The sequence below is a fragment of the Geodermatophilus sp. URMC 62 genome, from assembly GCF_052931475.1.
The window spans coordinates 1,226,410-1,238,126 of record NZ_JBRFHY010000001.1; the positions used below are offsets into that span (position 1 = coordinate 1,226,410).

13 protein-coding genes are annotated in these 11,717 nt (G+C 74.6%); 7 read left to right on the forward strand and 6 right to left on the reverse strand.

Features of this window, described 5'->3' with window-relative positions:
- Positions 1–103: 103 nt before the first annotated feature.
- From ACU616_RS05865 to cysD, 5 genes are read left to right on the forward strand one after another with little or no spacing between them, the layout of a single operon-like run.
- On the forward strand, positions 104–832 hold the full coding sequence (locus tag ACU616_RS05865) for a response regulator transcription factor (protein ID WP_446757537.1): 729 nt from the start codon (positions 104–106) through the stop codon (positions 830–832).
- Positions 829–2,439, forward strand: coding sequence for a sensor histidine kinase (locus ACU616_RS05870; RefSeq protein WP_446757538.1), 1,611 nt, complete (start codon positions 829–831; stop codon positions 2,437–2,439). Before ACU616_RS05865 ends, ACU616_RS05870 begins: the two co-directional genes overlap by 4 nt.
- Positions 2,429–3,160 carry a PaaI family thioesterase gene (locus tag ACU616_RS05875; protein WP_446757539.1) on the forward strand — a complete coding sequence of 244 codons (732 nt, stop codon included), beginning with the start codon at positions 2,429–2,431 and terminating at the stop codon, positions 3,158–3,160. The genes ACU616_RS05870 and ACU616_RS05875 overlap by 11 nt, the downstream gene beginning before the upstream one ends.
- On the forward strand, positions 3,157–3,882 hold the full coding sequence (locus tag ACU616_RS05880) for an inositol monophosphatase family protein (protein ID WP_446757540.1): 726 nt from the start codon (positions 3,157–3,159) through the stop codon (positions 3,880–3,882). Before ACU616_RS05875 ends, ACU616_RS05880 begins: the two co-directional genes overlap by 4 nt.
- A gap of 46 nt (positions 3,883–3,928) precedes the next feature.
- Entirely contained in the window at positions 3,929–4,837 is a 909-nt protein-coding gene (gene cysD, locus ACU616_RS05885; RefSeq protein ID WP_446757541.1) for a sulfate adenylyltransferase subunit CysD, read from the forward strand.
- 115 nt (positions 4,838–4,952) lie between these two features.
- Here the strand turns inward: cysD and ACU616_RS05890 are convergent, their stop codons facing one another.
- Positions 4,953–5,171: a hypothetical protein gene (locus tag ACU616_RS05890; protein WP_446757542.1), complete on the reverse strand. Its 219-nt coding sequence runs from the start codon at positions 5,169–5,171 to the stop codon at positions 4,953–4,955.
- A gap of 101 nt (positions 5,172–5,272) precedes the next feature.
- Here ACU616_RS05890 and ACU616_RS05895 point away from each other — a divergent pair, with 101 nt between their 5' ends.
- A complete protein-coding gene (locus ACU616_RS05895; protein WP_446757543.1) occupies positions 5,273–6,583 on the forward strand; it encodes a sulfate adenylyltransferase subunit 1 in 1,311 nt (436 codons plus the stop codon).
- 25 nt (positions 6,584–6,608) lie between these two features.
- Here ACU616_RS05895 and ACU616_RS05900 read toward each other — a convergent pair whose 3' ends face one another.
- From ACU616_RS05900 to ACU616_RS05920, 5 genes are all read right to left on the reverse strand, one after another.
- Positions 6,609–7,439 carry an FAD binding domain-containing protein gene (locus ACU616_RS05900; RefSeq protein ID WP_446757544.1) on the reverse strand — a complete coding sequence of 277 codons (831 nt, stop codon included), beginning with the start codon at positions 7,437–7,439 and terminating at the stop codon, positions 6,609–6,611.
- Positions 7,436–7,939 carry a (2Fe-2S)-binding protein gene (locus tag ACU616_RS05905; RefSeq protein WP_446757545.1) on the reverse strand — a complete coding sequence of 168 codons (504 nt, stop codon included), beginning with the start codon at positions 7,937–7,939 and terminating at the stop codon, positions 7,436–7,438. Before ACU616_RS05905 ends, ACU616_RS05900 begins: the two co-directional genes overlap by 4 nt.
- Positions 7,939–10,215 carry a xanthine dehydrogenase family protein molybdopterin-binding subunit gene (locus ACU616_RS05910; RefSeq protein WP_446757546.1) on the reverse strand — a complete coding sequence of 759 codons (2,277 nt, stop codon included), beginning with the start codon at positions 10,213–10,215 and terminating at the stop codon, positions 7,939–7,941. The genes ACU616_RS05905 and ACU616_RS05910 overlap by 1 nt, the downstream gene beginning before the upstream one ends.
- Positions 10,216–10,418: 203 nt before the next feature.
- Positions 10,419–10,592 carry a hypothetical protein gene (locus ACU616_RS05915; RefSeq protein ID WP_446757547.1) on the reverse strand — a complete coding sequence of 58 codons (174 nt, stop codon included), beginning with the start codon at positions 10,590–10,592 and terminating at the stop codon, positions 10,419–10,421.
- Between the two features lie 91 nt (positions 10,593–10,683).
- Positions 10,684–11,073 carry an ATP-binding protein gene (locus ACU616_RS05920; RefSeq protein WP_446757548.1) on the reverse strand — a complete coding sequence of 130 codons (390 nt, stop codon included), beginning with the start codon at positions 11,071–11,073 and terminating at the stop codon, positions 10,684–10,686.
- A gap of 259 nt (positions 11,074–11,332) precedes the next feature.
- Here ACU616_RS05920 and ACU616_RS05925 point away from each other — a divergent pair, with 259 nt between their 5' ends.
- Positions 11,333–11,695, forward strand: a complete 363-nt coding sequence (locus ACU616_RS05925; protein WP_446757549.1) for a hypothetical protein — start codon at positions 11,333–11,335, stop codon at positions 11,693–11,695.
- Positions 11,696–11,717: the final 22 nt, after the last annotated feature.

The window sequence follows — 11,717 nt, forward strand, 5'->3', positions numbered from 1 at the left end:
CGTGACGTCCAGTGAGCTCACAGGTAGCGTCCAGCACGGGCGCAGCCCCGCGCGCGAGGCTCGGGACATGACGACGGCAGCCAGGCGTCCCACGGGAGAGGTCGTGACGGGGACCCGCACCTCACGAGGCACCACCCCGGAGGCACGCCTCCTGGTGGTCGACGACGAGCCGAACATCCGCGAGCTGCTCTCGGCCAGCCTGCGCTACGCCGGGTTCGAGGTCGCGACGGCGTCCGACGGGCAGCAGGCGCTGTCGCTGGCGTCGTCCTTCCGTCCCGACCTGCTCGTGCTCGACGTGATGATGCCGGGCCTGGACGGCTTCGGCGTCGTCCGGCGCCTGCGGGAGAGCGGCCGGCACACGCCGGTGCTGTTCCTCACCGCGCGGGACGCCGCCGAGGACAAGGTCTCCGGCCTCACCCTCGGCGGCGACGACTACGTGACCAAGCCGTTCAGCCTCGACGAGGTGCTGGCGCGGATCCGGGCGGTGCTGCGGCGCAGCACGGGCCAGCAGCGCGCCGTCGAGAGCCCCCGGCTGACCTTCGCCGACATCGAGCTCGACGAGGAGTCGCACGAGGTGGTCAAGGCGGGCACCGTCGTCAGCCTCTCCCCCACGGAGTTCAAGCTGCTGCGCTACCTCATGGCCAACGCCGGGCGGGTGCTGTCCAAGGCGCAGATCCTCGACCACGTGTGGAACTACGACTTCAACGGCGAGGCGAACGTCGTGGAGTCCTACATCTCCTACCTGCGGCGCAAGGTCGACACCACCGAGCCGCGCCTGCTGCACACCATCCGCGGGGTGGGCTACACCCTGCGGCTGCCACGCGGCGCGTGAGCACGGCGACCAGCTCGCGGCGCAACCGCCTGTCGCGGGTCCCCCTGCGCGTCACGCTGGTCGCCCTGCTCCTCGTGCTGGTCGCCGTCGCGCTCAGCGCCACCGGCATCACCGCCGCCTCACTGCTGCAGCGCTACCTCGGGCAGCAGCAGGACGCGGAGCTGAGGAACACGCTGCGGGACTTCAGCGACGACCGCGGGATCCTGGCCGCCTGCTGGACGCGGGAGGAGCAGGAGCGCTTCACCGGGCCCGGGACCTACTTCGCGTGTCTCGCCCCCGGGAGCGACGAGCCGCTGGTGCTCGCCGGGCCACTCTCGAACGACGAGCTGCCGGACCTCGACGCCGCCGCCCTCGACGCCCTGGTCGACCGCGGCCCCGGTCCGCGTGGCCCCGATGACGTGCCGGCGATCACGGCGACCACGGTGGCCTCCGCCGACGGCGACCGGGCCTGGCGGGTCACGGCCACCCGGCTGCCACAGGGACTGATCCTGGTGGCGGGCGGCGACGTCGACCGCGACGACCGGGTGATCGGCCAGCTGGTCGCGATCGAGGTCGTCGTCGGGCTGATCGTGCTGGCGCTGCTCGGGCTGGTCGGCTACTGGCTGGTGCGCAGCAGCCTGCGCCCGCTGACCGCCGTCGAGCGCACGGCGCAGGCGATCGCGGCCGGCGACCTGTCGCAGCGCGTGCCCGCCGGGGACGGCCGCACCGAGGTCGGCCGGCTGTCGCAGGCCCTCAACGGCATGCTGGCCCGCATCGAGAGCTCCTTCCGCTCCCAGCAGGCCTCCGAGGAGCAGGCCCGCGCCTCGGAGGAGCGGATGCGGCGGTTCGTCGCCGACGCCAGCCACGAGCTGCGCACCCCGCTCACCTCCATCCGCGGCTTCGCCGAGCTGTACCGGCAGGGTGCGGTCGCCAGCCCCGAGGAGACCGCCCGGCTCATGCAGCGGATCGAGAGCGAGGGGTCGCGGATGGGCGTGCTGGTCGAGGACCTCCTGCAGCTCGCGCGCCTGGACCAGCAGCGGCCGCTGACGATCACCCCCGTCGACCTGGCCGAGGTCGCCGCCGATGCCGTCCACGACGCCCGGGTGCTGCAGCCCCACCGGCCGATCGACCTGCGCCTGGACGAGTCGCTGACCGAGGTGCCGGTGGTGCTCGGCGACGAGGCCCGGCTGCGGCAGGTGGTCGGCAACCTGGTGACCAACGCGCTGGTGCACACCCCGCCCACGGCCGCGGTCACCGTCTCCCTCGGCGAGGACACCAGCGACGGCGGCGACCGGGTGGTGCTGCAGGTGGCCGACGAGGGCCCCGGCATGCCCCCCGAGGACGCCGCCCGGGTGTTCGAGCGGTTCTACCGCGCCGACGCCTCGCGCAGCCGCGTCGGCGGGGGCACCGGCCTGGGCCTGTCGATCGTGGCGGCGCTGGTGGCCGCGCACGGCGGCGACGTCGCGCTGGACACCGCCCCGGGCCGGGGCGCGGTCTTCACCGTCCGGCTGCCGCGCTCGGGCCCGGCCGTGCCGGACGCCACGGTCCCGGCCGCCCCGCAGGAGCCGCCCGGGCCCGATCGGCCGTCGTCCGGGCGCCCCGGGCTACCGTCCGCGGGTGACTCCTGACGTCGAGGGCGCTCCCTACGACCCCGAGCTGATGGCCGCCGTCGCCGACCTCGGCGAGGCCCTGCGCGGCCTGGTCGACGCCTCCGTGCGCACCACCGTGCCGCCGTCCGAGCTGCGGGACGTGGCCGCCGTCGTCCGCACGGCCCGGGAGCGGCTGGCCGTCCGCACCCGCCCGGCGACCCGGCTGTCCGAGCTCGACGACCCGGTGACCTTCCGCCGCGTCTACAACCCGGTGAACGGCGTGGGCAGCGCGCTGGCGCCGCCGGTGCACTTCCGCTCGGCGTCCGACGACGGGGAGGACGGCACCGTGGTGGCCGAGGCCTCCTTCGGGCCGGCCTACGAGGGGCCGCCCGGGTTCCTGCACGGCGGGATGAGCGGCCTGGTGATGGACCAGGCCCTCGGTGCCGCCGCCATCCGCGCCGGGCTGTGGGGCATGACGGCCCGGCTCGAGCTGGACTACCGCCGCCCGGTGCCGCTGGACACGCCGGTCGTCCTGCGCGCCGCGGTCGCCGGGAGCGCGGGCCGCAAGGCCGTCGTCACCGGCACCATCGCGCTGGCCTCGGCGCCGGGCACCCCGCTGGTGGAGGCCCGCGGCCTGTTCGTGCTGCCCCGGGAGGAGCTGCGCGCGGCCTACTTCGCGGAGATCACCGACGCCTCCGGCCGGCACGCCTCGCCGTCGCGCCCCACCGACGCGACCGCGCCGTCGGGAGCCCGGGCGTGAGGGACGTCGAGGTGGCCGCCGCCGCGGCGCGGGCGGCCGCCGACGTGCTGGTGGAGCTGCGCGCCGGCGGGCTGAGCGGCCGCGCGCTCGGCGACGCCGGCGACGCCGCCGCCCAGACCGCGATCGCCCGGGTGCTGGCCGCGCACCGGCCCGACGACGTGGTCTTCAGCGAGGAGGCCGCCGACGACCGCAGCCGGCTGACCGCGGGGCGGGTGTGGATCGTCGACCCGCTCGACGGCACCCGCGAGTACGGCGAGACGGACCGGTCCGACTTCGCCGTGCACGTCGCCCTGTGGGCCGGCGGAGGACTGTCCGCGGCCGCGGTGGCGCTGCCCGCCGTCGGCGAGGTGCTGGTCACCGACCCCGCCCCGGTGCTGCCCCCGGCGGACGCGCGGCCCCCGCGCATCGCGGTCAGCCGCACCCGCCCGCCGGCGCAGGCGGACCGGGCCGCCGAGGCGGTCGGCGGGGAGCTCGTGCCCCTCGGCTCGGCCGGCTGGAAGGTCACGGCCGTGGTGCGCGGCGAGGTCGACGCCTACGTGCACGCCGGCGGCATGTACCAGTGGGACTCCGCCGCCCCGGTCGCCGTCGCCCGGGCGGCGGGGCTGACCGCGCTGCGGCTGGACGGGTCGCCGCTGCGCTACAACGACCCCGACCCCTCGCTGCCGGACCTGCTCGTGTGCCGTCCGGAGCTGGCCGGGGACCTGCTCGCCGCCGTCCGCTGAGGGGGTCGGGCCGGGTCGCCCGGTCCGCGTGGCGGACACTGGAGCCGTGACGACCCCCGACTACCGGCTCACCCAGCTGGAGACGCTGGAGGCGGAGTCCATCCACGTGATCCGCGAGGTGGCCGCCGAGCTCGAGCGCCCCGTGCTGCTGTTCTCCGGCGGCAAGGACTCCATCGTCATGCTGGAGCTGGCCCGCAAGGCCTTCGCCCCGGCGCGCATCCCGTTCCCGGTGATGCACGTCGACACCGGGCTGAACTTCCCCGACGTGCTGGAGTTCCGCGACAAGCGGGTCGCCGAGCTCGGCGTGCAGCTGGTGGTCGCCTCGGTGCCCGACGCCATGGCCCAGGGGCTGGTCAAGGAGGAGCCCAACGGCTCGCGCAACCGGATCCAGACCCCGGTGCTGCTCGACGCGGTCGAGGAGCACGGCTTCACCGCGCTGTTCGGCGGCGCCCGGCGCGACGAGGACAAGGCGCGGGCCAAGGAGCGGGTGTTCTCCTTCCGCGACGAGTTCGGCCAGTGGGACCCCAAGAACCAGCGCCCCGAGCTCTGGGACCTCTACAACGGCCGGATCCACCTCGGCGAGTCGATCCGGGTGTTCCCGCTGTCGAACTGGACCGAGCTCGACATCTGGCAGTACATCGCCCGCGAGGGCATCGCGATCCCGCCGCTCTACCTCGCCCAGGAGCGGGAGGTCGTCGAGCGCCAGGGGATGCTCTACGCGGTCAACGAGTTCATCCGCCCCCGGGACGGCGAGCACGTCTTCCGGGAGACGGTGCGCTACCGGACCGTCGGTGACGCCAACCTCACCGCGGCGGTGCGCTCCCGGGCGCGGACGGTCGAGGAGGTCATCGCCGAGATCGCGGTGACCCGGCTGACCGAGCGCGGCGCGACTCGCGGCGACGACAAGGTCAGCGACGCGGCGATGGAGGACCGGAAGAAGGAGGGCTACTTCTGAGAGGACCCTCCTGTCCCCCACGGTTCGCGAGCCCACCGCAGGACCCTGCAGGAGGGCCGTTCCAGCTACTCACCACACTCGGCGCGGGCTCCTGCACCGAGGCCGTTCCCGTCACTCACCGCGCTCGCCCGCGGGCCCCTGCGCCGAGGCCACGGGCTCGCCTGCGGCGTCGGCGCCACAGCGCCCAGCAGGTGACGACGAGCAGCAGCAGCCCGCCCGGCCAGGCCACCGCCTCCGGCGCGGTGACCCCCAGGGCCTCGGCGACGACGTAGGCCACGGCGTACCCGGCCACCACGACCAGCAGCGCCGGGACCAACAACACGAACGCGCCCACGCCGTCCCCTCCCCGCCGGCCAGCGTGGCCGTGCGCACACCAGCGTCCCCTGATCCGGCCCCGGACGCTGTCGTCCGCTCCCGGCTGGGACGATGGGGGGCATGGCCGAGCCAGTCGTCGACGTCCACTCCCCCGCCGCCGAGCAGGCGGCCGAGCTCGCGACGGCGCGCAAGGACATCCTCCGCATCGCGACCGCCGGCTCGGTGGACGACGGCAAGAGCACCCTGATCGGCCGGCTGCTCTACGACAGCAAGGCCGTGTTCGAGGACCAGTACGAGGCGATCGAGCGGGCCAGCAAGGGCGACTACGTCGACCTGGCGCTGCTCACCGACGGCCTGCGCGCCGAGCGGGAGCAGGGCATCACCATCGACGTCGCCTACCGGTACTTCAGCACCCCGAGGCGCACGTTCATCCTGGCCGACACCCCCGGCCACGTGCAGTACACGCGCAACATGGTCACCGGCGCCTCCACCGCCGACCTCGCCATCGTGCTGGTCGACGCCCGCAAGGGGATGCTCGAGCAGAGCCGCCGGCACGCCTTCCTCGCCTCGCTGCTGCGGGTGCCGCACCTGGTGGTCGCGGTCAACAAGATGGACCTCGTCGACTGGTCGCAGGACACCTACGAGTCGATCGCCGACGAGTTCAGCGCGTTCGCGGCCAAGCTCGACGTCCCCGACCTGACCGTCGTCCCGATCTCCGCGCTGCACGGCGACAACGTCGTCACCCGGTCCGACCGGGCGCCGTGGTACCAGGGGCCCTCGCTGCTGCACCACCTCGAGCACGTGCATGTGGCCAGCGACCGCAACCTCGTCGACGTCCGGTTCCCGGTGCAGTACGTCGTCCGGCCGCAGTCCGACGCCCACCACGACTACCGCGGGTACGCCGGCACGGTGGCCAGCGGCGTCCTGCGCCCCGGCGACGAGGTGCAGGTGCTGCCCAGCGGCCTGACGACGACGATCGCGGCGATCGACGGCCCGCGGGGCCCGGTCGAGGAGGCGTTCGCGCCCATGGCGGTCACCGTGCGGCTCACCGACGACCTCGACGTCTCCCGCGGCGACCTGCTGTCCCGTCCGGGCAACGTGCCGCAGGCGACGCAGGACCTCGACGCCCTGGTCTGCTGGATGGCCGACGAGCCGCTGCGCCCGCGCCAGCGCCTGGCGGTCAAGCACACCACCCGCACGGTGCGGGCGGTGGTCAAGGAGCTGACCTACCGGCTCGACGTCAACACGCTGCACCGCGACCTCGAGGCCACCGGGCTGGGCCTCAACGACATCGGCCGGGTGAAGCTGCGGACCACGCAGCCGCTGTTCGTCGACGACTACAACCGCAACCGGGTCACCGGGCGGTTCATCCTCGTCGACGAGGCGACCAACGCCACCGTCGGCGCCGGGATGCTCCCGCCGCACCGGTAGGCGGCGCGGCGGGAGCGTCCCGGGTTCAGGCGGCGGCCGCGACTCCCCCCGACGCCTTCTCCAGCGCCCGGCGGGTGAGCAGCCGGGCCAGGTGCCGGCGGTACTCCTGGTCGGCGTGCATGTCCGCGCCCGGGCTGGTGCCCTGGTCGGCCAGCGCCGCGGCCTCCTCGATGGAGGCGCCGCGGGCCAGGGCCTCCTCGGTGGCGGTGGCCCGCACGACCGAGCCGGCCATGTTGGCCAGCGCCACCCGGCCGTCGACCACGGCCGCGGAGACGATCGGCCAGTCGTTGGCCCGGCGGGTGAACTTCTCGTAGGCCCACCCGACCGAGCCGGTCCGCGGCACCCGGATCTCGACGATCAGCTCGTCGGGCTGCAGGGCGGTCTCGAAGAAGCCCAGCCAGAACTCGGTGATCGGGATCTCGCGGCGCCCGCCCGGGCCCTGCGTGACGATGGTGCCGCCGAGGGCGAGCAGCGCCGTCGGCAGGTCCGACGCCGGGTCGCTGTGCGCGACCGTGCCGCCGAGGGTGCCGCGGTGGCGCACCTGCGGGTCGCCGACCTGGGCGGCCACGTACGGCAGGATCGGGACCGCCGCCGCGGCGACGGCGTCCCTCTCCAGCTCGTGGTGCCGGGTCCCCGCACCGATGGCGACCTCGTCCCCCTCCACCCGGACGTAGGACAGGTCGGGGATGCCGCTGATGTCGATCAGCACGGTCGGGATGGCCAGCCGCAGCTTCATGATCGGCAGCAGCGAGTGCCCGCCGGCGAGCAGCTTGGCGTCCTCGCCGTGCTCGGTGAGCGCGGCCACGGCCTCGTCCACCGACCGCACCCGCACGTACTCGAACTGCGACGGGATCATGCGTCCACCTCCTGCGCCTGCGGCACCTGGCCGGCGGCCGGGCCGGCCTGGGCGGCGGACCGCACCGCCCGGACGATGTTGTGGTAGCCGGTGCACCGGCAGAGGTTGCCCTCCAGCCCCTCGCGGACCTCGCGGTCGGTGGGGTCGGGGTTGTCGGCCAGCAGGCCGACCGCCGCCATGACCATGCCCGGGGTGCAGAACCCGCACTGCAGGCCGTGCTCCTCGCGGAAGGCCCGCTGCACGGGGTGCAGCTCGCCGTCCGGTCCGGCCAGGCCCTCGAGCGTCGTGACCTGCGCGCCGTCGGCCTGGACCGCCAGCACGGTGCACGACTTCACCGACAGCCCGTCGACGATGACCGTGCACGCGCCGCAGGAGGTGGTGTCGCACCCGATGTTGGTGGCCTTGAGCCCGCGCACCTCCCGCAGGTAGTGCGCCAGCAGCAGCCTGGGCTCGACCTCGTCGGTCCGCTGCTGCCCGTTGACGGTGATCGAGACCTGCATCAGTTGTCCCCCCGTACCTGCTGGATGGCCCGGAACACCCGCATCGGGGTGGTGGGCATGTCGATGTGCCGGACGCCGAGGTGGGCCACCGCGTCGATGACCGCGTTCTGCACGGCGGGTGTGGCGCCGATCGTCCCGGCCTCGCCGATGCCCTTCGCGCCCAGGACGTTCATCGGGGTCGGCGTGGCCATCTCGACCAGCTCGAAGCTGGGCAGCTCCGTGGCCGAGACGAACGGGTAGTCGGCCAGCGTCGACGTCGTCGGGTTGCCGTCCTCGTCGTAGAGGACCTCCTCCAGCAGCGCCTGCGCCACGCCCTGGGCGTAGCCGCCGTGCCGCTGCCCCTCGGCCAGCAGTGGGTTGAGGATGGTGCCGGCGTCGTCGACCGCGACCAGCCGGCTCACCTCGGCCTTGCCCGACTCGACGTCGACCTCGGCGACCACCACGTGGGCGCCGAAGGGGAACGTCGGGGCCGCGGCGGTGAACTGGGTCTGCACGAGCAGCGGCTCGTCGCCGGCCAGCTCGGCGAAGCTGACCCCCGTCCCCGGCGTCCCGCGGACGGCGAGCCCGGCGATGCCCAGGTCGACCACGAGGTCGCCGGGGGCGACCTCGAGACGTTCCGCGGCGCGTTCCCTGGCCAGCTCGACGAGCTCGACGGCCGCCTGGTGCACCGCCGCGCCGCCCTGCTGCAGGCTGCGCGAGCCCATCGTGCCGCCGCCCTGCGGGATGAGGTCGGTGTCGCCGTGGATGACGGTGATCTTCTCGACCGGGATGCCGAGCTGGTCGCTGGCGATCATCGCCCAGGCCGTGGCGTGCCCCTGGCCGTGCGGGGAGGTGCCGGTGAGCACGGTCGCCGTCCCGTCGGGGTGCACCTCCAGGGAGGCGGCCTCGCCGGTGCCCGCTCCGTTGTCGGCGCCGGTGATCTCGACGTACACCGACATCCCGATGCCGAGCTGCCGGACGTCCCCGCGCTCCCGGCGCCGGGCCTGCTCGGCCCGCAGGTCGGCATAGCCGGCGACCTCGAGGGCCTTGTCCAGGGCGGCGGTGTAGTCGCCGGTGTCGTAGGTGGCGCCCATCGGGGTGGTGTGCGGCTCGTCGAACGCCGGCAGGAGGTTCTTCCGGCGGACGTCGGCCGGGTCCATGCCGATCTCGGCGGCGAAGCGGTCGATCGCCCGCTCCAGCGCCGCGGTCGCCTCCGGCCGTCCGGCGCCGCGGTAGGCACCGATCGGCGTCGTCGTGGTGGCCAGGGCGCGGGCCTGGGCGTGCACCTTCGGGAAGCCGTAGACGCCGGGGGCCATGAGCATGGTCAGGGTGGGCAGCACCGCGCCGATCCGCGGGTAGGCGCCGCAGTCCTGGTCGAACACGATGCTGTACGCCTCGACCGTGCCGTCCCGGCGTCCGCCGATGGTGACCACCTGGTCCTGGCCCCGGCCGTGGAGCATGCCGATCATGTTCTCCGAGCGGCTCTCCGCCCACCGCACGGGCCGGCCGACGTGCTTGGCCAGCCACGCGACGAAGGCGTACTCGGGGTCGGCGCCGATCTTGGCGCCGAAGCCGCCGCCGACGTCGGGGGTGATCAGGTGGATCAGGTCGGGGTCCATCCCCAGCCAGTCGCCGAACTGCCCGCGGGCCTGCTGGGCGCCCTGGTTGGTGCACCAGGCGGTGAGCCGGCCGTCCTCGCTCCAGGCGGCGGCCGCGGCCCGCCCCTCCAGCGGCACCGGCGCCACCCGCTGGTTGACCATCGGCTGGGTGACGACGACCTCGCAGCCGTCGAAGAAGTCCGCCGGCGCGGGCTCGCCGAAGGCGGCCATCACGTTGGTGCCCGCCTCGGGGAAGAGCAGCACCTCGTCGGAGGCCGCCGCGGCGGTGCCGACGACCGCCGGCAGCGGGTCGATGTCGACCGCGACCATCTCGGCGGCGTCCTCGCCCTGGTAGCGCTCCTCGGTGAGGACGACGGCGATCGGGTCGCCCACGAAACGGACGCGGTCCGAGGCCAGCCAGGGCCGGGTCATCGCGGCGTTGACGAACGGGAAGGGCGGCGGGATCGGCACGAGGTCGGCGAGGTCCTCGGCGGTGACGACGGCGACCACCCCCGGCGCCTCGCGGGCGTCGGAGGTGTCGACCGACAGCAGCCGGCCGTGGGCGACGGTGGACCGCACGAAGGTCGCGTGCAGCGCCCCGGCGAGCCGCTCGTCGGCCAGGTCGTCGGTGTAGGTGGCCCCGCGGGTGAGGAACAGCGGGTCTTCGGTGCGGACGACGCGGGTACCGAGGATGCTCATGCGCTGACCTTCCGTGGGACGGCGGGAGACTCCGGTCACTATTTCGGACGTCGTGCCGCTCCGCCATCCCCGCGCGGACGGGCGCCGCCGGCAGCGGCGTGGGGTCTGGGCGCCGGGCCCCGGGAACGGTCCGCACGCGCGGACCCCCCTGCCCCTCCCGCCCGGCGCGAGCCCGCGAGCGGGAGGGGCAGGGGGGTCCTTCCTCAGGCCGGGTCGTCCGGCGGCGCGGGCGTCTCGCTCGCGTCGCCGTCCCAGTCCTTGCCGGCCTTGTAGGCGTGGCCCGAGGCGCTGTCGGTCTGGCCGGCGACGGTCTCGACCATCTCCTCGTCGCTCAGGCCCTCGCCGGCGGCCTCGGTGTGGCTGGTGGGCTCACTCATCGCGTCTCCTCCGTCGAGCGTGTGGGGGTCCTCCCAGCCCTCCCCGGCGGACTCCTGCCCCAAACGCCGACCCCGGACGGCGGCCCTGGTGTCAGTCGGCCCCGGACCCGATGACCAACCAGACCCGCTTGCCGCCGTCGGTGTCCTCGACACCCCAGCGGTCGGCGATCGCCGCCACGATCTGCATGCCGCGGCCCCGCGGCTGGTCGCCCCGCAGCTCGCCGACGACGGGTCGCACGGCCGACCCGTCGGCCACGGCGATGCGCAGCCAGCCGTCGGAGAACTCCAGCTCGAGGGACAGGACGCTCTCGCCCTCGACGTGGTCGACGACGTTGGTGACCAGTTCGGTGACCAACAGGGCGATGTCCCCGTCGTCCTGGGGAGCTCCCCACGCCCGCAGCACCTCGCGCACCAGGTGGCGGGCCGCCGGGACACTGCCCGCTGTCGGGAGGAGGTCGACGCGGGTGGTGAGTGTCGACACGAGGCTCGTCTCCCAGCGACCGCAGGGGCAGTCGGTTGCGCATGACCGGATAGAAGGCGACCATTCCAGGTCCGCACAGGCGGTGCAACCCGCCTTGCATGCATGTCGCCTTGCATGCCACAGCCCTTGCATGCAATGGGCATTGCGAGCGCTAGGGTGCAGGTGTCCGGTGGGTCGGCGCCGGCGGCGCGGAGGGGGTCCGGTGGAGGCGAGTGCGGAGATGCTGGCGGCGGACGGGAGCGGGCCCGGGGAGGCCGCCGTGGGCGAGGACACCGCGGTCAGGGCGCTCGAGCAGCTGCTCCACGAGATCGACCGCTGCGCCGTCGAGCTGCAGGACGCCCGGGAGCGCGCGGAGCGCCTGCTCGCCGAGCGGCGGGCCGGGCACACCTGGCTGGAGATCGTGAGCGCGGAGGCCCGCCCGCTGGTCGTCGAGCGGATCTCGACCGTGCTGTCCTCCCTCTCCGGCGCCGGGTCGTCGTGGCGGCGCGCCCAGGCCCGGGCCCTCCAGCAGGAGCGGGTGAGCATCAACCGCATCGCCACGCTGTTCGGCGTCACCCGCCAGCGGATCTCCGCCCTGCTGCGCGAGAGCGCACCCCGCACCCCCGAGGACGCCGTCGGCTGAACCCCGGGCACCGCCCCGCGGG